The organism is Deinococcus soli (ex Cha et al. 2016), assembly GCF_001007995.1.
GTDB classification, from domain to species: domain Bacteria; phylum Deinococcota; class Deinococci; order Deinococcales; family Deinococcaceae; genus Deinococcus; species Deinococcus soli.
Map to the genome: position 1 here is coordinate 2,936,304 of NZ_CP011389.1, position 25,707 is coordinate 2,962,010.

Annotated in this window: 20 protein-coding genes; 9 read left to right on the forward strand and 11 right to left on the reverse strand. The window is 68.4% G+C overall.

Annotated features, from left to right (window positions below):
- Nucleotides 1-89 precede the first annotated feature (89 nt).
- From SY84_RS14240 to SY84_RS14260, 5 genes are all read right to left on the reverse strand, one after another.
- Nucleotides 90-812, reverse strand: coding sequence for an ABC transporter ATP-binding protein (locus tag SY84_RS14240; RefSeq protein ID WP_157883005.1), 723 nt, complete (start codon nt 810-812; stop codon nt 90-92).
- Entirely contained in the window at nt 805-1,614 is an 810-nt protein-coding gene (locus tag SY84_RS14245) for an ABC transporter ATP-binding protein (protein WP_157883006.1), read from the reverse strand. The genes SY84_RS14240 and SY84_RS14245 overlap by 8 nt, the downstream gene beginning before the upstream one ends.
- On the reverse strand, nt 1,611-3,239 hold the full coding sequence (locus SY84_RS14250) for a branched-chain amino acid ABC transporter permease (RefSeq protein ID WP_046844553.1): 1,629 nt from the start codon (nt 3,237-3,239) through the stop codon (nt 1,611-1,613). Before SY84_RS14250 ends, SY84_RS14245 begins: the two co-directional genes overlap by 4 nt.
- Nucleotides 3,236-4,249, reverse strand: a complete 1,014-nt coding sequence (locus SY84_RS14255) for a branched-chain amino acid ABC transporter permease (protein ID WP_046844554.1) — start codon at nt 4,247-4,249, stop codon at nt 3,236-3,238. Before SY84_RS14255 ends, SY84_RS14250 begins: the two co-directional genes overlap by 4 nt.
- A 330-nt stretch (nt 4,250-4,579) precedes the next feature.
- Entirely contained in the window at nt 4,580-5,737 is a 1,158-nt protein-coding gene (locus tag SY84_RS14260) for a branched-chain amino acid ABC transporter substrate-binding protein (RefSeq protein ID WP_046844555.1), read from the reverse strand.
- 331 nt (nt 5,738-6,068) lie between these two features.
- Here SY84_RS14260 and SY84_RS14265 point away from each other — a divergent pair, with 331 nt between their 5' ends.
- Both SY84_RS14265 and SY84_RS14270 read left to right on the forward strand, forming a co-directional pair.
- A complete protein-coding gene (locus SY84_RS14265) occupies nt 6,069-7,544 on the forward strand; it encodes a M1 family metallopeptidase (RefSeq protein WP_081424617.1) in 1,476 nt (491 codons plus the stop codon).
- Between the two features lie 67 nt (nt 7,545-7,611).
- Nucleotides 7,612-8,385 (forward strand): BON domain-containing protein, encoded by a 774-nt coding sequence (locus SY84_RS14270; RefSeq protein WP_046844556.1) that lies wholly within the window; start codon nt 7,612-7,614, stop codon nt 8,383-8,385.
- A 57-nt stretch (nt 8,386-8,442) separates the two neighbouring features.
- Here the strand turns inward: SY84_RS14270 and SY84_RS14275 are convergent, their stop codons facing one another.
- Together SY84_RS14275 and murD are read right to left on the reverse strand one after the other, a co-directional pair.
- Nucleotides 8,443-9,579 carry an FtsW/RodA/SpoVE family cell cycle protein gene (locus SY84_RS14275; protein WP_046844557.1) on the reverse strand — a complete coding sequence of 379 codons (1,137 nt, stop codon included), beginning with the start codon at nt 9,577-9,579 and terminating at the stop codon, nt 8,443-8,445.
- Complete coding sequence (gene murD, locus SY84_RS14280; RefSeq protein ID WP_046844558.1) at nt 9,576-10,874, reverse strand: UDP-N-acetylmuramoyl-L-alanine--D-glutamate ligase; 1,299 nt, start codon at nt 10,872-10,874, stop codon at nt 9,576-9,578. The genes SY84_RS14275 and murD overlap by 4 nt, the downstream gene beginning before the upstream one ends.
- A 149-nt stretch (nt 10,875-11,023) precedes the next feature.
- Here murD and SY84_RS14285 point away from each other — a divergent pair, with 149 nt between their 5' ends.
- Nucleotides 11,024-12,202, forward strand: a complete 1,179-nt coding sequence (locus SY84_RS14285; RefSeq protein WP_046844559.1) for a hypothetical protein — start codon at nt 11,024-11,026, stop codon at nt 12,200-12,202.
- A gap of 83 nt (nt 12,203-12,285) precedes the next feature.
- Here the strand turns inward: SY84_RS14285 and trmFO are convergent, their stop codons facing one another.
- Nucleotides 12,286-13,656, reverse strand: coding sequence for a methylenetetrahydrofolate--tRNA-(uracil(54)-C(5))-methyltransferase (FADH(2)-oxidizing) TrmFO (gene trmFO, locus SY84_RS14290; RefSeq protein WP_046845280.1), 1,371 nt, complete (start codon nt 13,654-13,656; stop codon nt 12,286-12,288).
- Between the two features lie 67 nt (nt 13,657-13,723).
- Nucleotides 13,724-14,518 (reverse strand): YdcF family protein, encoded by a 795-nt coding sequence (locus SY84_RS14295; RefSeq protein ID WP_052751190.1) that lies wholly within the window; start codon nt 14,516-14,518, stop codon nt 13,724-13,726.
- 48 nt (nt 14,519-14,566) lie between these two features.
- Here SY84_RS14295 and SY84_RS14300 point away from each other — a divergent pair, with 48 nt between their 5' ends.
- Entirely contained in the window at nt 14,567-15,181 is a 615-nt protein-coding gene (locus SY84_RS14300) for a DUF305 domain-containing protein (RefSeq protein WP_245621352.1), read from the forward strand.
- A 60-nt stretch (nt 15,182-15,241) separates the two neighbouring features.
- Here SY84_RS14300 and SY84_RS14305 read toward each other — a convergent pair whose 3' ends face one another.
- Nucleotides 15,242-16,756 (reverse strand): glycine--tRNA ligase, encoded by a 1,515-nt coding sequence (locus tag SY84_RS14305; protein ID WP_046844560.1) that lies wholly within the window; start codon nt 16,754-16,756, stop codon nt 15,242-15,244.
- Nucleotides 16,757-17,488: 732 nt separating this feature from the next.
- Between SY84_RS14305 and SY84_RS14310 the strand changes: the two genes are divergently transcribed.
- The 3 genes from SY84_RS14310 to SY84_RS14320 all read left to right on the forward strand — a co-directional run bounded on the left by SY84_RS14310 (nt 17,489) and on the right by SY84_RS14320 (nt 20,696).
- A complete protein-coding gene (locus SY84_RS14310) occupies nt 17,489-18,022 on the forward strand; it encodes a hypothetical protein (protein ID WP_046844561.1) in 534 nt (177 codons plus the stop codon).
- A 225-nt stretch (nt 18,023-18,247) separates the two neighbouring features.
- On the forward strand, nt 18,248-20,410 hold the full coding sequence (locus SY84_RS14315) for a HelD family protein (protein WP_046844562.1): 2,163 nt from the start codon (nt 18,248-18,250) through the stop codon (nt 20,408-20,410).
- A gap of 73 nt (nt 20,411-20,483) precedes the next feature.
- The gene (locus tag SY84_RS14320; RefSeq protein ID WP_046844563.1) at nt 20,484-20,696 is read left to right on the forward strand and encodes a hypothetical protein; all 213 of its coding nucleotides are present in this window, start codon (nt 20,484-20,486) and stop codon (nt 20,694-20,696) included.
- Nucleotides 20,697-20,904: 208 nt separating this feature from the next.
- Here the strand turns inward: SY84_RS14320 and glnA are convergent, their stop codons facing one another.
- Entirely contained in the window at nt 20,905-22,263 is a 1,359-nt protein-coding gene (gene glnA, locus SY84_RS14325; RefSeq protein WP_046844564.1) for a type I glutamate--ammonia ligase, read from the reverse strand.
- Between the two features lie 321 nt (nt 22,264-22,584).
- Between glnA and SY84_RS14330 the strand changes: the two genes are divergently transcribed.
- Together SY84_RS14330 and SY84_RS14335 are read left to right on the forward strand one after the other, a co-directional pair.
- Nucleotides 22,585-24,741 carry a glutamine synthetase III gene (locus SY84_RS14330; protein WP_046844565.1) on the forward strand — a complete coding sequence of 719 codons (2,157 nt, stop codon included), beginning with the start codon at nt 22,585-22,587 and terminating at the stop codon, nt 24,739-24,741.
- Nucleotides 24,742-24,871: 130 nt separating this feature from the next.
- A complete protein-coding gene (locus SY84_RS14335; protein ID WP_046844566.1) occupies nt 24,872-25,684 on the forward strand; it encodes an AAC(3) family N-acetyltransferase in 813 nt (270 codons plus the stop codon).
- Nucleotides 25,685-25,707: the final 23 nt, after the last annotated feature.

The window sequence follows — 25,707 nt, forward strand, 5'->3', positions numbered from 1 at the left end:
TGGCAGATGGCGGCGAACACGGCGCCTCTCCATCCCCATAGACGAACCGACCCCCCAGTTGCCCGGAGGGTCGGCCCAGTGGCGCGGGTTTACTCGTCGCCGAGGTACGCCTTGCGGACGCTCTCGTCCTGCGCGATGTCGGCGGCGTTCCCGGAGAGTTTGATCTCGCCGGTCTGCAGCACGTACGCGCGGTGCGCGATCTGCAGGGCCATGTTCGCGTTCTGCTCGACCAGCAGCACGGTCGTGCCGCGCTCCTTGTTCAGCTTCACGATGATGTCGAAGATGGCCTCCACGAACAGCGGAGACAGGCCCATGCTGGGTTCGTCCAGCAGCAGCAGCCGGGGCGCGACCATCAGCGCGCGGGCAATGGCGAGCATCTGCTGCTCCCCGCCGGACATCGTGCCGCCCAGCTGGTGCTCGCGTTCCTTCAGGCGCGGGAAGAACCCGAAACCTTCCTGAATGCGGCTCTCGATCAGCGCGCGGTCGGTGACGGTGTACGCGCCCACGTCCAGGTTCTCGCGGACACTCATGTCCTTGAAGATCCGGCGGCCCTCGGGCACGTGGCTGATGCCCTTCTGCATGATGTGGTGCGCGGGAATCCCGGCGATCGTCTGCCCCTCGAAGGTCATGCTGCCGGTGCGGGGTTTCATCATGCCGCTGATGGTGCGCAGCGTGGTGGTCTTCCCGGCGCCGTTCCCGCCGATCAGCGCGACGATCTCGCCCTCGTTCACGGTCAGGCTGATGCCTTTCAGGGCGTGGATGTGGTCGTAGTACGTGTGGATGTTGTCGAGTTCGAGCATGGGCTTAGGCATGGGGGCGTTCTTCCTTCCCGTAGTCGCCGGCGGCGGCGCCGCGGCCCAGGTACGCTTCCATCACGCGCGGGTCGTTCCGCACCTGATGCGGTTTCCCCTCGGCGATCTTTGTGCCGTAGTCCAGCACGGTGATGTGCTCGGACAGGGTCATCACGAGGCGCATGTCGTGCTCGATCAGGCAGACCGTCACGCCCAGTTCGTCACGCACGCGGCGGATCAGGGCCTTCAGGTCCTCGGTCTCGCGGGGGTTCATCCCGGCGGCCGGTTCGTCCAGCAGGATCAGTTTCGGCGTGGTGGCCAGCGCGCGGGCGATCTCCAGTTTGCGCTGATCCCCGTACGGGAGGTTGGTGGCCAGTTCGTTGCGCCACTTGCCCAGCCCCACGAAGTCCAGCATGATCCGCGCCGCGTCCCTGGCCTCCTGCTCGCCGTCGTGGAATTTCTTCGTGCGCAGCACGGCGTCCAGGAAGCCGCTCTTCAGGCGACTGTGGCGGCCCACCATGATGTTCTCCTCGCTGGTCATGGTGGAGAACAGGCGGATGTTCTGGAAGGTGCGCGCGATCCCGGCTTCCGTCACCTGATCGGGCCGCATGCCGACCAGTTCCCGGCCCCCCAGGCGGATGGTGCCCCGGGTGGGTTCGTAGATGCCGGTGATCATGTTGAAGAAGGTGGTCTTCCCGGCGCCGTTCGGGCCGATCACGCTGACGATGCTGCGCTCGGGGATGTTCATGGTCACGTCGTTCACGGCGGTCAGACCACCGAAGACCTTCGTGACACCTGCCACTTCGAGGATGTTGCCGCTCACCTGCTGCCCCCTGCCTTGTCGTCTTCCTTCGCCGGGGCGTACCCGGCGCTGTACACGTCGCCGCTGGCCGTTCCGAGTGCGCCCGCGTTGCCCTGGGCACTCTCGTCTTCCTGGTTGTCGTCGTGGTGCAGTTCCAGCTGTCGCCGGCGGTTGGGCAGCAGGCCCTCGGGCCGCAGGAGCATCATGGCGACCAGGATCGCGCCGAAGATCAGGCGCTGCAGCTGGCCGGGATTGGCATCCTGCGGAATCCAGGAGATGTTCGCGGTCGCCTCGCCCAGGCCGGGCAGGATGCGCAGGTTCAGCAGGGTCACGACCGCCGCGCCCAGGATCACGCCGGGGAAGGACCCCATGCCGCCCAGGATGACCATGGACAGGATCGCGATGCTCTGGTTCAGCACGAAGCTCTCGGGGCTGATGAACTGCTGTTTGGCGGCGAAGATCATCCCCATCACGCCCGCGAAGCTCGCGCCGGTCGCGAAGGCGATCAGTTTGGTCTGCATCAGCGGCACGCCCATGGCCTGCGCGGCCACCTCGTCGTCACGGATGGCGATCCAGGCGCGGCCGATACGGCTGCGGTCCAGGCGGACGTTCACGGTCAGGATCAGGACGATCATGACGAGGACCAGCACGTACAGGAACAGCAGGTAGTACTGGTCGGGCGCGAAGCCCAGCGCGCCTGCCGCCGCGTCGAACCACGGCACCGAGGCACTCTTGATGGGCGTGATGCCCTGTGAGCCCGCCGAGTACAGGTCGAGGTTGTTCGCCAGCACGCGGATCACCTCACCGAGACCCAGCGTGATGATCGCCAGGTAGTCGCCCTTCAGTTTCAGCACAGGCAGACCGATCAGGACGCCCACGGCGGCAGCGGCGAAGATGCTCAGCGCCAGGAACAGCCAGAAGAACCCGGCATTCAGGCCGTTGGCCAGGCCGTCGGCCTGTGGGGCCATCAGCACCAGAATGGCGCGGACCGTCAGGATGACGCCGGCGACCAGACCGACGCTGGCCAGCCGGAAACTCCAGGTGGTCGCAGCGGTCGGCGCGGCGCGCGATGTCAGGCGGTTGATATACAGCATGCTCGCGGCCGTCACGGCGGTCAGCACCAGCCCGATGGCGAGTGTGCCGGAGTTCGTGCCGCCCGGGTTCTCCCCGAAGTAGCGCAGGATCTCCGCGAAGCGCGGGCTGCCCACGATGCCCCAGGTGTACGCACCCACCGCGAAGAACGCCACGTACCCCAGGTCGAGCAGGCCCGCGAGGCCCACCACGATGTTCAGGCCCAGCGCCAGCGCGGCGAAGATCATGATCTGGATGCTCAGGTCAAGCAGGCTGGTGTCCTCGCGGCCCGCGGCGGGCAGCACGAACAGCAGGCTGCCGACACCCACTAGGGCGCGGGCCCACGGCGCGGCCTTCCATAGGTACGCGAACAGGATGTTCGCCAGGAAGAGGCTGACCATCAGGGCTTCCACGATGGGGTTTTTCAGCGCGGTCCCGACCGGGCCCATCTGGCCCAGCAGGTCGCCGTTGTGCGAGACGAGCAGGAACGCACTGGTTACGATGAAGAACAGCACCAGCAGGATCGTGCGGTCAGGCGCGCTGGCCTTGGGCCGCTTCTGGAGCGTGGCGGTCATACTTTCTCCACGTTGCTCTTGCCGAGCAGACCGGTGGGTTTGAAGATCAGGATCAGCACCAGTGCGATGAACGCGCCCAGTTTGCTGTACGAGTCGTCGATCACGGCGAGGTTCTTGATGCCCAGCAGCTCACCGAACACGTTGGACACGCCGATCAGTTTCTCCAGCACGCCCAGCAGCAGGCCGCCCAGCACCGCGCCGGGAATCGAGCCGATGCCGCCCAGCACGGCGGCCGTGAAGGCGGTCACGCCGGGGATGAAGCCGCTGTAGGCGTTGATGGTGCCGAACTTCATGCCGAACAGCACGCCGCTGATGCCGCCCAGCGCCCCGCCGATCAGGAAGGTGGCGCTGATCATGCGGTTGCCGTCGATGCCCATCAGTCCGGCGGTCACGCGGTCCTGCGCGACGGCGCGAATGGCCTTGCCCATACGGGTGCGGTTCACGATGTAGTTCAGCACTGCGAGACTCAGCAGCGACACGACGATCAGGATGACGTCCTTGAGCTGCAGGCTCACGCCGATCCCCGTCAGGAATTTCCCGAGGGGCGCGCAGCTGCTTTCAGGCCCGCAGAACGCCGAGGAGAATCCGGCAGGCAGGGTGTAGGTCAGGTCGAAGCGGCCCTGGAAACCCTCGATGACGCGCAGGACGTCCTGAAGGATTAGGGACACCCCGATCGCGGTGATGAGCGGCACCAGTTTCGGAGCGCCGCGCAGGGGCCGGTAGGCGAGACGCTCGATGATCACGTTCAGCAGACCCGAGATGGTCATGGCGGCCAGCAGCGCGATCAGGAGCTTCAGGTACCCGTTCATGTTCACGGGTGCCAGGACACGGAAGACTTCGAAGCCGACGACGGCTCCGGTAACGAACACTTCGCTGTGCGCGAAGTTGATGAGCTGGAGCACGCCGTACACCATGGTGTAACCCAGGGCGATGATGGCGTACACGAAGCCCAGCACGAGCCCGCCGACGATCACGTTCGCCAGGAAGGGCAGCAGAGTGGACAGTTCCAAGGCAGCTCAACTCCTTTCGTGGGGTGGGGGCGCAGGATCCCGGCGGAGACGGAACGGGGGTGGGGCAGCGCCGCAGGAAGCGGAAATACGGAGGGCGGACGTCACGGGCACGGGCCGTGATGGTCTAGCTGTGCAACTGGTCAGTTTTGCGTCAGTTATCCCGGATGGTAATGCTTTTCACGAATGCAGGCGGGGCTGCTGTCCGGCCCCGCCGATCGAACAATCGTCCGGATCAAGGCAAGGGGCCGGGCGCACGGCCCGGCCCCAGGATGGTACGGGGAGGTGAATTGACCCGCCGCAGGTGCGTCTATACACACCCGCTGCGCAGGATTACTGCTTGACGGGCTTGACGGGAATGCTGGTGCTGAGCTTGAACTTCCCGGCGGTGACGTTCATCACGTACAGGGTCGCGGCCTTGCGGTCACCGGCGGAGTTGAAGCTCACGTTGCCGGACAGCAGGCCCGTGAAGCTGCCCTTGCGGATGGCACTCTCGACCTGGGCGCGGGTGGGCACCTTGTTCTTGTTGGCGCGCACAGCGTTCAGTACGCCCTGCACGACGACCTTGGCGGCGTCGTAGCCGAAGGCACCGAAGCCCTGGGCGTCGTCGTTGAAGGTCTTCTTGTAGTTCGTGGCGAACAGCTTCGCGGCGGGCAGGGCGCTCAGGGGCGCGGCGACGGTCGTGAAGTAGATGTTGTTCGCGTTCGCCTCGCCGACGATCACGGGCAGCTCGCCGCTGTCCAGGCCGTCGCCGCCGACCACGGGGGTCTGCACGCCGGCTTCACGCAGCTGCTTGATGAACACGCCCACCTGGTTGTAGATGCCGCCGAAGTAGATGGCGTCGGGGTTGGCGAGCTTGATCTTGGCGACGATGCTGGAGAAGTCGCTCTTCTCCTCGGTGCCTTCGTTGGCGCTGACGGTCACGCCCTTGGCCTTCAGGGCCTTTTCGACTTCCTTGGCCAGACCTTCGCCGTAGGCGGTCTTGTCGTTCAGGACGTAAACCTTCTTGGCTTTCAGGTTGCCGCTGATGAAGTTCGCGCCGGCGGGGCCCTGCGCGTCGTCACGGGCGACGATGCGGTTCATGTTGCTCAGGCCGCGGTCGGTCACGCCGTTGGCGGTGTTGGCGGGGGAGACCATGGCGACCTTGCTGGAGACCAGCGCGGCGCTGGCGGGGATGGCCACGCCGCTGTTGAGGGTGCCGACGACCGCGAGGATCTGGCGGTCAGCGGCGATCTTGCGGGCGGCGGCGGTACCGGTGGCGGGGTCGGCCTGGTCGTCGTAGGGCACGAGGACGAGGTCGAAGCCAAGCTTCTTGAACTGGGCCTTGTATTCGTTGACGGCCAGCTGGGCGCCGTTGCGGATCTGGGTGCCGAGGTCGCTCTGGCCGCCGGAGAGGGGGCTGAGGCTGGCGATCTTGATGGTCGTCTGCGCGGAGGCGGTGCCCAGGGCGAGGGCGGCGAGAACGGTCAGGCTGAGCGCGGATTTCTTCATGTGTCCTCCGGATATGGGTCACCCTCAGACCACGCTGGGCCCGGGGTTAGGTGTAGAGATGCCGCAATTCTAGGGTCGCCTTGATGGTCTGTCAATGCGTTGCTCATGAATGAACTTGAAATCTTTCCCGGAAATCCATGCCGACCTGTCTATATCATTGCTGAAACAGTGGTAAAAATAGCAATCTGATTGCGCTTTCTTGAAAGTCGCGTGAGAGAAACAGCATGACCCGGCCAGTGCGGCGCAAGCCACCACGCCCATCACGGTCCCCGCCTCCCGCACGCTGCCCCCCTGCCGGGCTGCCGCGCCCGGCGCCTATCCTCGGGGGACCATGACCCCATCCCGCCGGACCGCCGCCACCCCCCCGGTCCTCCTCGCCAGGACGCTGGCCGTCCTGACGCTGCCCACACTGACCCTGACCACCACCCCGCCCAGCCACGCGCAAACCCACCCGGCCGCCATCACCGCGGGGGGCGCGGTGGGGACGCCGCCAGACGTCCTGCCCGACCCGCTGTACCCCACGCTGGGTCAACCCGGACTGGACGTCCAGCACTACGACGTGCGCCTGACCGTCCCGGCCCCCGGCACCCCCGACCTGCGCAGCGACACCACACTCAGCGTCCGCGCGGACCGTGACCTGAACGACGTCCGGCTCGACTACAGCGGCCCACGCGTCCTGAACGTCACCTGGAACGGCCAGTCCGTCCCGTACCGCCACACCACCGGGCAGGACGCCACCCCCGACAAACTGATCATCCAGCGCTCCCTGCCCGCAGCCCAGGACGCCCGCATCCGCGTCACCGCCGCCGGACCCGCCCGGGGCGTCCCCGACCCCACCCTGAACATCACGCTGGGCTGGCAGAGCGTCCCCGCCACCCCCACCCAGCCCGGCGCGAACTTCACGTTCAGCGAACCCGACGGCACCCACAGCCTCATCCCCTGCAACGACCACCCCTCCGACCCGGCCACCTTCACCACCACCCTCACCGTCCCGCGCGGCGTCACCGCTGTCGCCAGCGGCAGCCGGCTCGCCGACCGGGCCCACCTGAACGGCACGCACAGCGTCACCTTCACCCTGACCACCCCCGTCCCCACCTACGCGCTGGGCATCAGCGTCGGCACGCTCGACACCGTCCGCCGCCCCGATTTGGGCGCCGCCGGGCAGCGCATCACCCTGACCGACTACTTCCCCACCAGCGTTCCCGATGCTGTCCGCGCCCCCTACGCCCGTACCGGCGACATCCTGACTGCCCTGAGCGGCTGGTTCGGCCTGTACCCCTTCAGCACGTACGGCTCGGCTGTCGTCACGCCCGACCTCCCCGCGCTGGAAACTGCCACCCTGAGCACCATGCCGGTGCGGTCCAGCCGCGAACGCGTCATCGTGCACGAGGTCGCCCACCAGTGGTTCGGAAATGCTGTCCCCCTGGCCAGCTGGACCGACACCTGGCTGAACGAGGGCTTCGCTACCTACGCCGAACTGCTCTGGACGCAGGCGCAGGGCCAGGACGCCGCCCCGCTCCTGCGCAGCTGGCGCGACCGCCTGCGCCCCGGCACCCGCCCCCTGACCGCCACCACCCGCGCCCAGATGTTCGACGCGACTGCCTACGCCAGAGGCGCCCTGGCCCTGCACGCCCTGCGCACCCAGGTCGGCGACGACGCCTTCCGCACCTTCCTGCACACCTACACCCGCACCCGAGCCGGACAGCCCACCCGCACGGAGGACCTGTTACACCTGACCCGCACGGTCCTTGGCCCGCAGGCCGCCGACCTGCTGAACGCATGGATCACGCAGCCGGACCTGCCCTGACCCACGTCACTTCACCAAACCTGAACGCAGCGCACCGCGCCCCACACACGCAGGGTACGCTCGGCACATGTGGCCATTCGGAAAAAGCACAGCGGAACGCGTCAAAGACGCACTGAACGACAACCCCGTCCTTGCGCCTCATGATCTCCAAGTTAGTGAACGTGGCGGCACCGTGACGGTCACCGGCCACGTGCCCCGGAAATCTGTGGTCGGCCTAATCACGATGACGGCTGAAGGCATCAATGGTGTGAAGAATGTAGACGTGAGCGGTGTCACGTTCGACGAGGCTGTCTCCTCGCCCGCCCAGCCCGCGCCAGCGACACCCCAGGCGACCGTCACGGAAATTGCACCCACCACGATTGCCCCGACCACCGGCAACATGAACGCCAGCGCTGGTAGCACCGACATGGACGCCGAGATCAAACAGGTCGAGGACCGCAGTCGCGTCGCCAAGGCCGTCCTGAGTGCCATCCGCAGCAACGGCGAACTGGCCGACGACCCCATCGACGTCCTTCAGAGTGGCAGCAGCGTCATCCTGCGCGGCGTGGTGGACAACGACCACGAGAAGCGCCTGCTGGAACAGGTCGCGCGTGGCGTGGACGGTGTGAGTGGTGTGGACATCAGCGGCGTGCGCGTCGCCCAGGGCGCCAGGGAACTCGCGAAGGAGAAGGACCAGGACTCCGGCGACACCGTGTACACCGTGAAGCCCGGCGACAGCCTGTCCGCCATCGCCCAGAAATTCTACGGCGACCCCATGGAGTACAAGAAGATCGCCCACTACAACAACATCAGCAACCCCGACCTGATCCACCCCGGCGACCGCCTGCGCATCCCGGGCTGACCCGGGAAACGAACAGGGCCCCCTCCAGAGCGAGGGGGCCTTTCCTGTGCCTGCGCGTCAGTCGGTGGCGGGCGCCGGTGCGGGCAGCGTCGCCTGCGCGTCCTGGGAGTCCGGGGTGTCCAGCCCGCTCAGTTGCCGGCGTACCTCCCGCATCGCGGAGTGGATCACGGCCAGCGCGACACTCATGGTCAGCATGCTGGAAAAGCCGTAACTGACCAGGGGCAGGGGCACGCCCGTCACCGGGAAGATCCCGGCCGCAACACACAGGTTCACGAACGCCTGCCCGACGATCATGAACATCGCCCCGATCGCCAGGATGCTCGCCCCGTGAATCTCGGGCGTCATGGGCCGCACCCGGCTGGCCAGATGCGCGACGTCCAGCGCCGTCACCACGATCAGCCAGTACGCGAACAGCAGCATTGCCACGCCCAGCAGGCCTGACGAGAAGCCCACCGACGCCACGATCAGGTCGGTGTGATCCCCGAAGTACACGTACCGCAGGCCGTCCGGCCCCTGACCGGGAATCCCGCCGAAACTCAGGTCGCGGTGCGCGAGGCCGATCTGCCCCAGGCCCGCCTCGCGCACCTCCTCGGCGGAGTAGTGCTGGTTCCAGCGCGACAGGATGTACGGGTGTTTCTCCAGGTACAGGCCCGCGACCGGGATGGCCAGCAGCACCAGGGCCAGCAGGAACCCGCTGATGTTGCTGATCCGCACGCCCGCCGCGTACATGAGCACCAGACCCAGGCCGAACATCAGGACGCTGGTGCCCAGGTCCGGCTCGATGAACACCAGGAACGTCGTGAGCATGATCATGGCGGTCGCGCTGATCAGCTTGTTGTGCACGCCGCGCCGCGCGAAGAACGACGCCAGCATGAGCACCAGCCCCAGCTTGGCCATCTCGGACGGCTGGAAGCGCACCGGGCCGAACTGCAGCCAGCGTTTCGTCGCCTCGCTCTCGGCGGTGCCCACCCCGATGAACGGCACGAGCAGCAACAGAAACAGCGTCACGCCCCACACCAGCGGACCGAGTTTCAGGAATGCGCGGGGGCGCAGCCGTGCGATGGTCAGCGTGAACCCCAGCGCCAGCAGCGCCTTCAGGCCGTGATCGGCGATCATGCCCGGTTCGGCCGTCGCGACGCCCAGCACGCCCAGGCACAGCAGCATGACCTGCGCGATGATCAGCTGGATGCTCACGCCCGCCCCTCCCCGCCTGCCAGGGCCTGGGCGGCGCGGCGGAACGCCTCGCCCCGCGCCCTGTAATCCCTGAACTGATCGAAACTCGTGCCGATCGGGGCGAGGAGCACGCTGCCCTCACCCGCCGGTCCACCCAGGGCGTCCAGGCCCGCCTGCGCGGCGGCCAGCAGGGTCGCCTCGCCGTCCGCGCCCGACACGATGCGGTAGGGGAGACCCAGCCCGCGGGCCAGCGCCTCGCCGTCCTCGCCGAACGCGATGACCTGCGCCACCCGCCCGGTGGCCGCCTCCCGCAGCGGGGCGAGGTCCGCGCCCTTGTCCCGGCCGCCCACCAGCCACGCGACCGGCGGCACGGCGCGCTCCAGGGCCGCCTGCACGGCGATGGTCCGCGTGGCGATCGAGTCCTCCACGAAACGTACCTTCCCGAGGCGGGCGACCGTCTCGAAGCGCCCGGACACCGGCTGCGCCGCGCGCAGCGCCCCGGCCAGCACACCCGCGTCCACCGGGCGCCCCAGGTGCACGAGCAGGGCCTCGGCCGCCAGGACTGCCGCCGCCGCGTTCGCCGGGTGGACCCCCTCGGGCAGTTCGGAGGCGTCCAGCACCAGCGTCCCGTCGACCAGCGCGATCCGGCCCGGTGAGAAGGGCCGCACCTGCGCCCGGGTCGGCACGCTCAGCCCGTCCGGCACGACCAGCACGTCCCCGGCCTCCTGACCCGCCGTGATGTTCCGCTTCGCCGCGTGATACGCCTCGACGGTCCCGTGCCGGTCCAGGTGATCCACACCCAGGTTCGTGATCACCGCCACCGGCAGCCGCAGCCCCGGCACGCGCTCCAGCTGGAAACTCGACAGTTCCACCACCGCCACCTCGGCGCTGTCCACGATGTCCAGCAGGGGCGGGTCGATGTTTCCGCCCTCACGGGCATTCAGGCCCGCCGCGCGCAGGAGCCCCGCCACCAGGACGGTCGTGCTGCCCTTCCCGGCCGTTCCGGTGATCCCCACCATCGGCAGGGCGGGACGCAGGCGGGCGGCCAGAGCCACCTCGCCGATCGCCTCCGCCCCGCGCGACTGCAGGGCCAGCAGGTCCGGATGATCGATCGGCACGCCCGGCGCGGCCACCACCACGTCGTACACGCCACCTGCGGCCCCACGCGCCCAGCCCAGCTCTGTCATCAGCGCCTCGTCCTCCGGCGCCGGTCGCGCATCGAGCCACTCACCCCGCACGCCCGAGCGCGCCAGGAACCGCGCCGCGCCCCGCCCACTGCGCCCCAACCCGTACACCAGCACCCTGTCAAGCTTCACGCCCACACCATAGAACACGCCCCGCCCGATGTGGTGCGTGCAGCACGTGAGAAACCCACAGCGCAGGCATGCCCCTGGTCCCCGGGCCGTCCGGTGGAGAACAATACGGTCAGTTTCACTCGCCGTCCCATCCGCTCCGGAGGTTTCCCATGGCCCGCCCCGCGCGATTCCTGCCTGCCGCCCTGCTCCTCGCCTCCGCCCTGGCCGGGGGGGGCGGACGCCCGGCCCAGTCCCTCCCACCACCCGAGATCCGCGCCCCGGTGCGGGAACTCGCGGTCGCCGCCCGGCCCGACGGCACCCTGCTGCTGGCGGCCATCAGCGACAACGGCCGCTTCAACAGCGGGCGCGGCACCTCCACCGCCCGCGTGCTGCGCACCTGGGTGGGCGGCCCCGGCGGCTGGGCGCCCGTCGGGGACATCCTCAACTACCGCCAGCCGCGCCCCATCGCCAGCCTGAACCTCGTCACCGACGCGCGGGGCGGCGCGCTCCTCGCCTGGAACGAGAACTACGGCGACAACGACGTCGTCGAATTCCGCGCCCTGACCGGCGACACCTGGACCGACTGGGGGGACCGCTACCTGGGCGACGACCTTCCGTACGCCGCCCGCACCCGCGCGCTTGCCCTGTGGAAGGGCCAGCCGATGCTCGCCTGGGGCGAGTGGCTGCGCAGCCCCGACGGCAGCCAGCTCACCGTGCGGACCTGGAACGCCACGCAGGAAAGCTGGGTGCGCGGCCCGCGCTTCAACGACCGCACGCAGTTCTCCCGCACGCCCGCCCTGACCGTCACCCGCGCCGGGCAGCCCATCGTCGCGTGGCTTCAGGGTGAGGTCACCGCCAGCCGCGTCCTCGCCGCCCGCTGGGATGGGCAGACGTGGCACCCACTCGGCGGACCGCTGAACCGCCACGCGCCCGGGTACGTGGCGGCCACCCGCCTCGTCCTCGACGGGCAGGACCGCCCCATCGCCGTGTGGATCGAGGACCACGCCGGGCAGGACACCCTCTACGCCGCCCGATGGGACGGCCAGCGCTGGAAACCCATGGGCGCGCAGGTCAGCCAGGGCTTCGCCACCGCCCCCAGCCTGAGTACCGACGCCGCCGGACACGCCGCCCTCGCCTGGGTGGAGGAAGTGAACGGCACCGGGCAGGTGCACCTCGCCCGCTGGACCGGCCAGTCATGGACCGACCAGGGCGTCCAGAACCGCGACCCGCACCGCGACGCCCGCAGCCCCAGCCTCACCACCGCGCCCGACGGGACCCTCACGCTCGCGTGGCGGGAGGACGTGGCTGGGACGTACCGGATCGAACTGCGGCAGTACGCGGGGCTGTAGCACGGCTGGGAGCTTTGGGCTATGAGGAAAAAGAGGAGAGGCCAGGGCAGATGCCCTGGCCCATGCTCCTCAGAGCTCATGGCTCAGAGCTCAGCGCCCACCGCTTCCGCTTCCCGCACCGGGGGCGGCGTGACAGTCAGGCCCGCCTCTGCCTGCGCCCACGCCATGAACGCGTTCAGGCCCCGGCGGAACATCACCGGACGCTTCTCGCGCTTGCCGAGCTTGCGGGGCTTGCCGGTCTTCTCGTTGATCTCGGCGGGCAGTTCCGGCACGAGCGCCCAGTTCACGTTCATGGGCTGGAACCCCTTCGGGTTCGCACTGGCGAGGTAACGGGTCAGGCCGCCCAGCATGCTCTCCGCGGGTGGCGTGAGGGGTGGCAGACCCAGCGCGAGGCGCGCGGCGTTCGTTCCCGCCAGCCAGCCGGTCGCCGCCGATTCCAGGTACCCCTCGGTGCCCGCCAGGACGCCCGCGACCAGTTTTGTCGGGTCGGCCTTCAGTTGCAGGGTGGACTCCAGCACCAGTGGCGCGTTCAGGTACGTGTTGCGGTGCATCACGCCGTAGCGGACGATCTCGGCGTTCTCTAGGCCCGGGATGAGGTTCACGACCGCCTTCTGATCCCCCCACTTCAGGCCCGTCTGGAAGCCCACCAGGGACCACATGCGGCCCTCGCGGTCCTCCTGACGCAGCTGCGCCACCGCGTACGGCCAGCGCCCGGTCTTCGGATCGTCCAGGCCCTTGGGGGACATCGGCCCGAAGCGGGGCGTGTCGATCCCACGGCGGGCGATTTCCTCGATGGGCATGCAGCCCTCGAAGAACTCCAGCTTCTCCCAGTCATGCGGCGTGTGACTGCGCGCCTGCTCCAGCGCCCCGAAGAACGCCAGGTACTCGTCCTTCGTGAAGGGGCAGTTGATGTAATCCGCGCTCTGCACATACCGCCCCGCGCGCCACGCCACGTCCATGTTGATGCTATCGAACGCGATCACGGGCGCCGCCGCGTCGTAGAAGCTCAGGCGCTCACTGCCCGTCACCCGCGCCACGTCCGCCGCCAGCGCGTCCGACGTCAGCGGCCCCGACGCGATCACCACGATCCCGTCCGGCACAGCCTCCACCTCACCCTCCACGACCTCGATCAGCGGATGCTCACGCACCGCCGCCGTCACCCGCGCGCTGAACTCGTCGCGTTCCACCGCCAGGGCGTTCCCGGCGGGCAGTTTGGAGGCGTCCGCCGCGCCCACGATCGCGCCGCCCACACTCCGCAGCTCGGCCTGCAACAGACCCTTGCTCTGCAATTCACCCTCGCCACCCAGCGAGTTGCTGCACACCAGCTCCGCGAAATTCCCACTGCGGTGCGCCGGCGTCATCTTCACCGGCCGCATCTCGTGCAGGCGCACCTGCACGCCCAGCCGCGCCGCCGCCAGCGCCGCCTCCGACCCCGCCAGACCCCCACCGATCACCGTCACACACTCACTCACAACCGCGCAGTGTACGGGAAGCGGGCACCGGCAAGTGTGCGCTGGGGTTTCAGCGTTCCGGCGTGCCGCCCAGCGCGGCCTTCACGCGCGACAGGCCCTCGTACAGCAGGACCCGCAGAGCCACGAGGCGGTCACTGGGCTGCGTGAGGGCCTGATCGAAGCGCCATTCCTGGGCGGGCACACTGACGACGGTCACACCCTGCGAGCGGAACAGCGCGGCGGCGCGGCGCGAGTGGCTGGGTGACGTGACGAGCAGCACCCGCGTCCAGCCGCGCGCCCGGGTCAGGTCGCGCACGCGGGCCGCTTCGTCGCGGGTGGTGGTGACGTTCTTCAGCGTGACCAGGGTGGGGCCGCCCGGTCCATACAGCGCGCGGGTCAGTTCGGTCTCCAGCACGCTCATCTTCGGGCAGTCGCGTGGCCCGATCAGGCCCGACTGCTCCGAGACGGTCACGACCGGCGCGTACCCGGCCCGCCACAGGGCCAGCGCGCCGGTCAGCCGGGCCACGGCGCTGGCTTCCAGTTCGCGACTGCCGCAGTGGACCCCCGCCCCGAGGGCCACAATGGCATCCGCCTTCACCGGGGGCTCGCGCAGGGTCAGGGACTGGAGGGGAATGCGCAGTACGGGTGTCAGCAGACAGGCCGCGATCAGCACCGCCAGCGCGCCCGCACCGACCCGCAGAGCCACCCAGGACGGCCGGAACGCCCCCGCCAACCCGCAGGTCACGATCATGCCCACCAGCAGCTCCGCCGGGGCGCGGACCTCGCCCAGGAACGCGGTCAGCACCGCCAGGCTCGCGCCCACCGCCACGCCGCCCACCACGTTCCGCCACCTCTCACCGGTCATCCGGGGCAGTGTACCGGGCCTCATGAACGCGCCCCTATACTCGCGGGCGTGAACCTGCGCCGCGCCCTCCCGCTTCTGGTCGTCCTGCTCGCTGCCCTGGCCGCCGCGTTCCTGCTCGCGCCCCGGTTGATCAGCCCTGCCGAGGACAGCCGCGAGGTCCGCTTCGTGCGCGAGATGATCCAGCATCACACCCAGGCCATCGACATGGCCACCCGCATCCGCGACACCACCACAGATGCGGAACTCAGGACACTGGCGCTGGACATCATGCTGAGCCAGCAGGAGCAGATCGGGCAGATGCGCGGCTGGCTGACCCTCTGGGGCCGCCCCTGGGCCGGGGAGGGCATGAGCGCCGAGCACGCCCGCATGATGGGCATGGCCACCCAGGCCGAGGTGGCGACGATCAGCACCCAGCCCGAGAAGCAGGCCGAAGTGACCTTCCTGCAACTCATGACCCGCCACCACCAGGGCGCCCTGGCGATGGTACCTCCCGCGCTGGAGGGGGGCGTGCGGCCCGAGGTGCAGGCCCTCGCCCGCCAGATCCAGGCGGCGCAGAGTGCCGAGATCACCCTGATGACCCGCCTCCTGAAGGACCGAGGGGCGCAGCCATTGCCCGCGCCCGGAGGGATGGGCGGCATGGACATGGGCGACCACCAGCACTGACCTCGACCAGGAAAGGCGGCCCTGCACCTGGATGTGCGGGGCCGCCTCTCCTGAGTCGGATTATCGGAGTTTCGCCTGCAGGTACGAGCTGAGGTCGCTGATCTTCACGCGTTCCTGCGCCAGCGTGTCACGGTCGCGGATGGTGACGGTGTCGGTCAGGCTGGCGTCCTCGCCCTTGCCGACGGTGTCGAAGTCCACGGTGACGCAGTAGGGCGTGCCGACCTCGTCGTGGCGGCGGTACGCCTTGCCGATGTTGCCACTGTCCTCCAGCAGGATGCGGCCCAGGCCGAGCTTCTGCAGGTCGTTCTTGATGGAGCGGGCCAGATCGACCAGTTCGGCCTTGTTGCGCGCCAGCGGAATCACGGCAACCTTGATGGGCGCGAGGTGTGGCTTGAGTTTCAGCACGATGCGCTCGTTGCCGTTCTCCAGCGTCTCCTTCGTGAACGCCTCGGACAGGACGGCGAGCATGGCGCGGTCCACCCCGGCGGACGGCTCGATCACGAACGGCACGACCGGCTTATTCGTCTCCGGGTGAGGGATCGTCAGTTTGGCGATCGAGTCGAGGTTCTCCTCCACGCGCGCCACGAGTCCCAGTTCGCTCTGGTTCTTCGTGTGTGACCCGAGGTCGTAGTCGCTGCGGTTGGCGATGCCCTCGATCTCCTCGTGCCCGAGGGTGGGGTAGTCGTACATCAGGTCGTACGTGCGCTTCGAGTAGTGCGCCAGATCCTCTTTCGGCACGTCCAGAATCTCGATCTTGCTGCGCGGCACGCCCTGCGCCTCCCACCAGCTCAGGCGCGCTTCCAGCCACTTCTCGTGCCAGTCCTCGTCGGTGCCGGGCGTGCAGAAGAACTCGATCTCCATCTGCTCGAGTTCACGCACGCGGAAGATGAAGTTGCGGGGCGTGATCTCGTTCCGGAAGGCCTTGCCGATCTGCGCGATGCCGAACGGCAGACGGCGGCTGGTGCTGTCCACGACGTTCTTGAAGTTCGTGAAGATGCCCTGCGCGGTCTCCGGGCGCAGGTACCCGTAGCTCTCGTCATCCGCGACCGGGCCGATGGTCGTCTTGAACATCATGTTGAACGGCTTGGGCTCCGTCCACTCGCCCACCTCGCCGCTGAACGGGTCGCGCACGCCCGCCGCGCGCAGCGCCTCACTGGCCTGCGCCGGGTTCGCGTTCAGGGCCGCCACGACCGCCGGGAAGTTCTCGGCACTCTGACCCATCGCCTCGGCGACCTTCGCGATCACGTCCGCCTTCTGATCCTTCACGAGGTGATCGAGACGGTAGCGCTTGTTGTTCTTCTTGTTGTCCACCATCGGGTCGCTGAAGGTCGCCTCGTGCCCGCTGTGGCGCAGCACCTGCCGGTGCATGATGATCGAGGCGTCCAGGCCCTCCATGTCGTCGCGCTCGTACACGTTCGTGCGCCACCACGCGGCCTTGATGTTGTTCTTGAGTTCCACGCCCAGCGGGCCGTAATCGTAGAAGCCCTGAAGGCCCCCGTAGATCTCCGAGCCCTGGAAAATGAAGCCCCGGCGTTTACACAGGCTGACGAGTTCTTCCATTGAGGTTGCAGGCATCACGTGCTCCTTTCGGGCAGGCGACGGAAAAAAGCCCCAGACGGCGGCCAGTTCCCGGCACTCGCTCGTCTGGGGACGCATGAGGACACGCGCGGTTCCACCCCAGTTCCAGCCCCGGCATCCCCGGCCGACTGGCACTTTTGTCTGTGATCAGCTCCCCGCTGCCCTTCCCGCGCCGCCTCACCGCCCGACTCTCACCGTCACGGGCTCGCTCACTGGCCGCTGCGCGCGGTACTCCTGCGGATCAACACCTGACGCACAGTGTGGAACACGCCGGGGGAGAGGGTCAAGGGCCGACCGGAGGCACTCAGCGCAGTGGGACGTCCACGTGCACGCCGACACTGGCAGGGTGGCACTGTCGGTGGTCTCGCCCGACAGCAGGACGCCGCTACCCATGTCGATTCCCGCGGAAGGGATGCCATCTCGGTCGGTCATGTCCGCACGTACCCAGGGCGAGGAGACTGCGTAGTCTGGTGCTTCCAGATATGGGCTGTCCCGACCCGTCCAGTCTCCGTTCGGTTGAACTGGACGGAGGCGTGTACCCCACTTGAATCGGTGCTTGGCGCCACCGCTCAGGCCGAGGGCAATCTCTGCCCCAGCAGTCGAGAACGAGAAGAAGGGGTGCGGGCAGTCCGGGTTCCATCACCCGGATGCCATCATCGCCGAATAAGCGCACAGGTGCACCACATGTGAGGCATGAAAGAGGATTAAGAACTGCTAATCTTCCGCCGTATGCGCAAGATCGCCCTGACCGCCATCCTCCTCGCCACGCTGACTGCCTGCACCGCCGTACAGCCCGGTACCACCGATTACGCTCCGCTGGTTCAGTCCTCCCCCGAATCAGTCACCCGTCTGGCCCCGGGCCAGACCGTGTACGTACAGTACACGTACCCCCGCGCGCTGCTTGACGAGAACGACGCCTTCGATGCCTATTTTGACGACCTGACATTCAACTACTCGGGAGCCTCGGCGTCGAACCCCACCGTGCCGGACGTCTCCCGACCCGCGAACTGGCTGACACTCAAGTCCTTTGATGCGCCAAAGGGCGTGACCATCACGCCGACGAAGGTCATGATCATGCGGAAGGTCAACAAGACGACTGTCTCGATGGGCAGTGTGAATGTCCGCTACAACGAACAGTTCCAGGTGCTGTACAAGGTAGCTGCAGCGGCTGATGCCGAGACTGGAGTCGACCTGGCATCGGTGACGTTCACGAGCGGCAAGCAGGACGCAGACGTGAAACTGCTCCTCAACGTCAACAAGTAATCCGTTCGCTGCGCCCCGTCTCCCTGGACAGCGGCGTCACGTGCCTCGCCCTGCGGTGGTGAGGCGCGTGCTGTATTCGGTCACAGGTCGCCAGACAATCGGCTGTCCAAGACGGGGGGAGGACCGGGGCAGGGGGCGGTGGTTGCGTGATTGAAGCTCAAGTGGCGCTGGCTGAATCTGACAATGGGCGCGCCGGTCATCCCGGAACGTCGTATTCTGTACGTTATGCCTGTTGCGGAATTACGTCCGGAAACCCACCCGGATTTTGAACTGGAGAAGGAACACCTGTCGGGGACGGTGGCGGCCATGATCCGGCAGATCGAGTTCTGGGAGGACCGCGACCGGCAGATGGGCGCGGACCTGGAGACGAGCATCATCCTGGGGGATCAGGCCGAGGAGTTCGCGGCGATGCTCTCGCCGCACGTGCATCAGCCGTACTTCGGGAGCCTGAAGGTGCGCGTGGCGGGGCGTGAGCAGACGCTGTACGTCGGGAAGCACGGCTTCCGGGACGTGAAGGGCCCGCACACGGTGGTCAGCTGGGACAGCGAGGTCGGGAGCCTGTTCTACTCGCAGGCACTGGGCTGGACACCCCGGCGGGGCAGTGCGGGCGTGATCCGGCGGCGGCGGCAGCTGGACGTGAGTCAGAAGACGCTGCTGCGGGTGACGGACCTGTACGACGACGAGCAGGGCGGCGACACCGGGGGGCGCGAGGAGGTGCTGCTGCGCCGCCTGCAGGAGGGCAGTACCGCCGGGATGCGGGACGTGGTCGAGACGCTCCAGCCGGAGCAGAACGACGCGATGCGGCACCCGGCGGGCGTCCCGGTGATCATCCAGGGCGCGGCGGGGTCCGGGAAGACGACCATCGGCTTCCACCGGCTGGCGTGGATGACGAACGCGGACCGGGGAGCGCACCGGGCGCGGCCCGAGGCGTGCATGGTCCTCATGCCGAACCGGGTGCTGGCGACGTACGCGGCGCGCATCCTGCCGGAACTGGGGATTGAGCGCGTGATCGTCACGACCCCGGAAGCCTGGGCGACCGGGCTGCTGGGCCTGGAGAAGCTGGAGGTCACGGACCGGACCCTCAGTCTGCTGCTGACCGACCGGGACAACACCCGCCGGGCGCTGGCGTGGCGCAAGGCGAAACTGCTGGGTGACGCGCGGATGCTGGACGTGGTCCGCACGCACCTCTGGAACCGCTTTAACGCGGCGCTGGCCGGGCAGGGGCTGCGCGAGGCGGTCGCGCTGCGCGGCCGTGAGGATCAGGTGTTCACGCTGGATGAGGCGGCGCTGGCGGGCCTGCTGCGCGACGTGTTCGCCGCCGATCCCCTGGACGGGTACCGCGCCGGGATGCGCCGCGCGATCGAGACGCTCGCGCTGTCCACGTTGCGCGTCCCCGAGGACGAGGAGGCCAGCGTGCGCCGCCAGCTGGCCACGCCGCTCACGACCCTGCTGGGCCGCATCTTCGCCACCACCACGCCCATCACCGAGGCGCGCCGCCTGCTGGGCAGCCCGGCGGAACTCGCCGCGAGCGGCCTGCTCACCGAGCGCGAGATCGCGCTGCTGGGCACCGATCCCCTCAGTGGGATTCCCACGCCCCGGCGCGCGCACGCGGACGTCACCGAGATCCCCCTGATGCTGGCCGTGCAGGCGTTCACGGGCGGCATCGGGCGGCTGGACGGGCGCACGCTGGAACCCTTCGATCACGTCGTGCTGGACGAGGCGCAGGACTACTCGCCGCTGCTGTACGCCCTGCTGGGCCGCGCCACCCGCCCCGGGCACATCACGGCGCTGGGCGACATGAACCAGGGCATGCACGGCTACAAGGGCCCCAGCTCCTGGGAGGCGGTGCAGGCGCAGCTGCCGGGCGCGCAGGTCCTCACGCTGGGCCGCACGTACCGCTCCACCCGGCAGATCACGGAACTGGGCGCGCGGATCGCCGCGACGTACAACCGCGCCGCCGCCGTGCAGGGCGTCGACCGCGACGGCGCCGAGGTGCAGCGCTACACCGCGCCCGCCGGGCCGGACGGGGAACTCCCGCTGATCGCGCGGGCCGTGAAGGACGCGCAGGCCGCCGGGCACACCAACATCGCCATCGTCACCCGGCGCGGCGTGGACGCCGAACGCATGGCCGAGGCTCTGCGCGAATTCGACACGGACGCGCAACCCATCACCACGCAGGAGCACCGCTTCCGGGGCGGCCTGGTGATCCTCCCCGTGAACCTCGCCAAGGGCCTGGAGTTCAGCGCCGCCATTGTCGCCAGCGCGAACGCCGACACGTACGACGAGAGCACCGAGTACGAACGCCGCCTGCTGTACGTGTCCGCCAGCCGCGCGCTGCACTGGCTGGCCCTGGTCAGCACGGGCGAACTGCACCCGCTGATCGCCTGAGTCGGGTTTGCGCATCAAGGTTCCCGCACGCCCCGCTCATCCCCGCCCGGCCCGTGGTGGGGGAGAGTGGGGCATGAGCGACGACACGAAACAGGGCGGGTTGCCTGCCGACGCCGGGAACGGCATGAGTGACCGCAGCGGCTACGCGGACAACTCCGGGAGTGGCATGACCGAGACGGACACCGCCACCGCGCACGTCACCGACGGGCAGGATCAGGCGGACACCCGGACGCCCGCCACCGGCACGACCTTCGGCACGACTGCCACCGACGACACCCAGCAGTAAGCGACGCAGGAGCGGCAGAGGGGACTATCCACTCCCTCTGCCGCTCTCCTGTCGCAATTCATACGGGACGAAATTGATGTTCTTCCAACGTGATCGCGTTCCGTCGTCCCCTCTCCCCTCGTGGGAGAGGGAGGGAGGAGCGAAGTGACGGAAGGGTGAGGGGGCCACCGGGCACCTCTGAATGACGTGGAATCACTCGAATCGCGTATCAGATCAGGTCGAGGTACCGTTCCAGTTCCCAGGCGTGCACGGTGGCGTTGTACTCGCGCCACTCGGCCCGCTTGGCCTCCACGAAGTGATCAAGGACGTGTTCGCCCAGCGCGCGGCGCAGCACGTCGTCTTTTTCCAGTTCGTCCACGGCCTCGCGCAGGTCGCTGGGGAGTTCCTTGACGCGGTGGTGGCGTTTCTCGCGCACGGTCATCTTGAAGATGTTGCGCTGGATGGCGGGCGCGGGTTCCATGTCCTGCTCGATGCCGTCCAGTCCCGCGGCCAGCATGACGGCCAGCGCGAGATACGGGTTGCAGCTCGGGTCGGGCATGCGGACTTCGGCGCGGGTGGAGTTGCCGCGCTTGGCGGGAATGCGGATCAGCGCGGAGCGGTTGCTGGTGCTCCAGGCGACGTTCACGGGGGCCTCGAAGCCCGGCACGAGGCGCTTGTAGCTGTTCACGAGGGGGTTCGTGATGGCGACCATCGCGCCCGCGTGGTCGAGCAGGCCCGCGATGAACTGCTGCGCGGTGCGGGACAGGCCGTGCTCGCCGCCGGGGTCCGCGAAGGCGTTCGTGCCGCCCTTGAAGAGGCTGAGGTGGCAGTGCATGCCGCTGCCGTTCACGCCCGGGAGTGGTTTGGGTAGGAAGCTGGCGAGCAGGCCGTACTCCAGCGCGACGCGTTTGACGACGAATTTGAAGGTGGCGATGCGGTCGGCGGTTTCCAGCGCGGGGGCGTAGCGGAAGTCGATCTCGTGCTGGCCGGGGGAGACCTCGTGGTGTGCGGCCTCGATCTCGAAGCCCATCTCGACGAGTTTGTTCGTGATCTCGCGGCGGATGCGTTCGCCCTTGTCGATCGGGGCGAGGTCGAAGTACCCGGCCTTGTCGTGCGTGACCGTGGTGCCGACGCCGCTGGGGGAGCGTTCGAACAGGAAGAATTCGGGTTCGGTGCCGACGAACATCTCGAAGCCCATCGCCTGCGCGCGCGCGATCTGCCGTTTGAGGACCTGCCGGGGGTCGCCGTCGAAGGGCGTGCCGTCGGGCAGGGCCACGTCGCAGATGAGGCGGGCGACCTTGCCGCGCTCGCCTTCCTCGCGGGAGAACTGCGGGTAGATCAGGAAGGTGCCCAGGTCCGGGCGCAGGAGCATGTCGCTCTCCTCGACGCGGGTGAAGCCCTCCACGGCGCTGCCGTCGAAGGTCACGTCGCCGTTCAGGGCCTTGGCGAACTGGCTTTTGGGCACCTCGACGTTCTTGGTGGTGCCGAGGATGTCGGTGAACTGGAGGCGCAGGAACTTGACTTCCGCTTCCTGCAGCTGCTGCAGGATCTGGTCGCGGGTGGGGGGCGTGGTGGACTGGGGGGACATGACTGGGAAACCTCCGGTGGCGCTGGGCGGCGCGTCCAGAAATGCTACGACCTCCGGCCCGTGCCGGGGTGGTGGTGCAGAGTGTTGCGCGTCGGATTCCAGTGTGGCAGATCGGCGGTGTACAAACTGCACGTCCCCGCCTGTCAAGCCCTGCCCCGTCCCGGTATTCCGGCATGTTGTGCAGAAGTATTCGTTGACCGCCTTCAGGCTGGGCTCATATACTCCGGGCGTAGTGATGCCCGGTGGAACCACGGGAGCGGCGTGAAATCAGGGATGCCAAGCGCGCCGCGCACCCCCCAGCCACCGCGCACAGGGAGCGACATGAACCATGACTTCGACGTGATCTCCGCCGCCCGGAACTGGCGCACGGACGCCGTGGACACCGCCACGCCCGACCAGATCATCAGCAGTGTGTACGCCAGCGACGTCCTGACCCTGGAACAGCTCAAGGCCCGCCTGAGCAAACCCACCTTCAAGAGCCTCCAGGCGACCCTGGAACGCGGCGCGACCCTCGATCCCAGCATCGCCGACACCGTGGCACTCGCCATGAAGACCTGGGCCATGGAGAAGGGTGCGACGCACTACACCCATTGGTTCCACCCCCTGACCGGCTCGACCGCGGAGAAGCACGACTCGTTCGTGTCCCCCAACGGCGACGGCAGCGCCATCGCCACCTTCAGCGGCAAGGAACTCATCCAGGCCGAGCCGGACGCCAGCTCCTTCCCGTCCGGTGGCCTGCGCGCGACCTTCGAGGCGCGCGGCTACACCGCCTGGGACGCCAGCAGCCCCGCGTTCATCATGCGTCACGCCAACGGCGCGACCCTGTGCATCCCCACCGCGTTCGCCAGCTGGACCGGCGAGGCGCTGGACACCAAGACCCCCCTGCTGCGCAGTGTTGAGGCGCTGAACAAGGCCGTCACGCCCGCCCTGAAGCTCTTCGGGGCCAGCGAGGGCACCCGCGTGAGCAGCACCCTGGGCGCCGAGCAGGAATACTTCCTGATCGCCGAGGAGTACTACTACCGCCGCCCCGACCTCGTCATGACCGGCCGCACCCTGTTCGGCGCGCAGCCCCCGCGCGGCCAGGAACTCGAAGACCACTACTTCGGTGCGATTCCCGACCGCGTCCTGAGCTACATGACCGACGCCGAGCAGCAGCTGTACGCGCTGGGCATCCCGGTCAAGACCCGCCACAACGAGGTCGCGCCCGGCCAGTTCGAGATCGCCCCGATCTTCGAGGACAGCAACATCGCCGCCGACCACCAGCAGCTCACCATGCAGGTGCTGCGCAACACCGCCCGCAAGTACGGCCTCGTCGCGCTGCTGCACGAGAAACCCTTCGCGGGCGTGAACGGCTCGGGCAAGCACTGCAACTGGAGCATGAGCACCAACGCCGGTGAGAACCTGCTGGAGCCCGGCGACACCCCGCACGAGAACCTGCAGTTCCTGTTCTTCACGTCGGCCGTCATCAAGGCCGTGGACGAGCACCAGGACCTGCTGCGCATCAGCGTCGCCAGCGCCAGCAATGACCACCGCCTGGGCGCCAACGAGGCGCCGCCCGCAATCATCAGCATCTTCCTGGGCAGCGAACTGAGCGACATCTTCGACCGCCTGGAAAGCGGCCAGGGTGGACGCGGCGCCGAGGCCGGCCTGCTGGGCCTGGGCACCAGCGTGCTGCCCCCCCTGCCCCGTCACGCCGGGGACCGCAACCGCACCAGCCCCTTTGCGTTCACCGGGAACAAGTTCGAGTTCCGCGCGGCGGGCAGCAGCCAGAGCATCTCCTTCCCGATCACGGTCCTGAACACCATCGTCGCGGACGCCGTGAGTGCCCTGGCGGCCGAGCTGAAGGCCAAGCTGGAGGGCGGCGCGGACCTGAACAGCGCTGTGGCGGACATCGTGAAGGCCACCTACAGCGCCCACAAGCGCATCGTCTTCAACGGCGACGGCTACAGCGACGAGTGGCACCAGGAAGCCGAGCACGACCGGAAGCTGCTGAACCTGCGCACCACCCTGGACGCCGTGCATCACCTGACCGACGCGAAGAACGGCGCCCTGTTCGAGAAGTTCAAGGTGCTGTCCGACCGTGAACTGGCCGCCCGCCAGGAAATCATGTACGACATCTACTTCAAGACGGTGAACATCGAGGGCGAGACCACCGAGTACATGGCCCGCACCATGATCCTCCCCGCCGCCGTGAAGTACCTCTCCGAACTGCACGCCGCAGGGGGCAGCAAGGCCGTCAGGGGCGTCGCCGCCGAGGTCGAGGCCGCCGCGGACGAACTGTTCGACGCTGTGCAGGCCCTCAGCGCCCAGAACACCGCCACCGGCGGGGACGAGGTGCACGAGAAGGCCCACCACATGCGTGATCAGGTGCTGCCCGCCATGACCGCCGTGCGCAAGGCCGCCGACAAGCTGGAGAAGGTCGTTGCCGAGCAGCACTGGCCCCTGCCGACCTACCGCCAGATGCTCTTCGTCAAATAAAGCCAGCTGTGAATGGGGGGCGGCGCGTGGGGTGACCTGCGCGCCGCCCCCCGTGGGTGGCCCGGCGGGCGGGCAAGGGACTGTGCGCCTTTCCTCCCGCCCCGCAGGCCCACCGCAGTAGACTGGGGGCGTGCTGAACCTGCTGCGCCGCCCCGCCGTGACCCCCGCCGAACTGGACGAGGGCCTGCGCGCACTGGGACTGGACGGCACCGGGCACGTGATCGTGCACGCCAGCCTGAAATCCTTCGGTCAGCTTGAGGGTGGGGCGCGTACGGTCGTGGACGCCCTGGAACGCGCGAGCGCCACGGTGGTCGCCCCGGCCTTCACGTACTCCACGCTGCTCTCGCGGACCACCGCGACCCCCCACGCGCGCTTCCACCGGGACTCGCGGGTCAGCCGGGACATCGGGCGGGTGCCGCAGGAACTCGTGGAACGCGCCGACGCGCTGCGATCCTTCCATCCCACGCTGAGTTTCATCGCGCTGGGGCAGGAGGCGCGCCGCATCACCGAGGCGCAGTCGCTGAGCAGCCCGTACCAGCCCATCGGGGCGCTGTACGACCTGGACGGCTTCGCGCTGCTGATGGGCGTGGATTTCGGCAGCAACACCAGCGTCCACTACGGCGAGCACCTCGCGGGCCTGCCGCTCCTGACGCGGTACGTGCCGCTGGACGGGCAGGTCGTGCCGACTGCGTTTCCGAACTGCTCGGCGGACTTCGACAACCTCGCGCCCGAGGTGCACGCCCGCGCCCGCAGCGTGCAGGTCGGCCAGAGCACCCTGCGCCTGTACCGCGTACGGGACCTCGTGGACAGCACCGTGCGCCTCCTGAACCGCGACCCGGAGGGGCTGCTGTGCACCTACCGGGGCTGCCGCTGTCAGGAGGTTCGGGCGCTCGTGCGGCAGCAGGGCCTCAGGCCCCGCGTGCATACCGGCCTGATCAGCTGAAGCCGCCTGTCAATGCAGGCCGG

Excerpts from the sequence above, each read along its gene's own strand:
- SY84_RS14240 (WP_157883005.1), bottom strand. The coding sequence starts at position 812 with ATGCCTAAGCCCATGCTCGAACTCGACAACATCCACACGTACTACGAC.
- SY84_RS14250 (WP_046844553.1), bottom strand. The coding sequence starts at position 3,239 with ATGACCGCCACGCTCCAGAAGCGGCCCAAGGCCAGCGCGCCTGACCGC.
- SY84_RS14260 (WP_046844555.1), bottom strand. The coding sequence starts at position 5,737 with ATGAAGAAATCCGCGCTCAGCCTGACCGTTCTCGCCGCCCTCGCCCTG.
- SY84_RS14265 (WP_081424617.1), top strand. The coding sequence starts at position 6,069 with ATGACCCCATCCCGCCGGACCGCCGCCACCCCCCCGGTCCTCCTCGCC.
- SY84_RS14270 (WP_046844556.1), top strand. The coding sequence starts at position 7,612 with ATGTGGCCATTCGGAAAAAGCACAGCGGAACGCGTCAAAGACGCACTG.
- SY84_RS14285 (WP_046844559.1), top strand. The coding sequence starts at position 11,024 with ATGGCCCGCCCCGCGCGATTCCTGCCTGCCGCCCTGCTCCTCGCCTCC.
- SY84_RS14295 (WP_052751190.1), bottom strand. The coding sequence starts at position 14,518 with ATGACCGGTGAGAGGTGGCGGAACGTGGTGGGCGGCGTGGCGGTGGGC.
- SY84_RS14305 (WP_046844560.1), bottom strand. The coding sequence starts at position 16,756 with ATGCCTGCAACCTCAATGGAAGAACTCGTCAGCCTGTGTAAACGCCGG.
- SY84_RS14310 (WP_046844561.1), top strand. The coding sequence starts at position 17,489 with ATGCGCAAGATCGCCCTGACCGCCATCCTCCTCGCCACGCTGACTGCC.
- SY84_RS14315 (WP_046844562.1), top strand. The coding sequence starts at position 18,248 with ATGCCTGTTGCGGAATTACGTCCGGAAACCCACCCGGATTTTGAACTG.
- SY84_RS14320 (WP_046844563.1), top strand. The coding sequence starts at position 20,484 with ATGAGCGACGACACGAAACAGGGCGGGTTGCCTGCCGACGCCGGGAAC.
- glnA (WP_046844564.1), bottom strand. The coding sequence starts at position 22,263 with ATGTCCCCCCAGTCCACCACGCCCCCCACCCGCGACCAGATCCTGCAG.
- SY84_RS14330 (WP_046844565.1), top strand. The coding sequence starts at position 22,585 with ATGAACCATGACTTCGACGTGATCTCCGCCGCCCGGAACTGGCGCACG.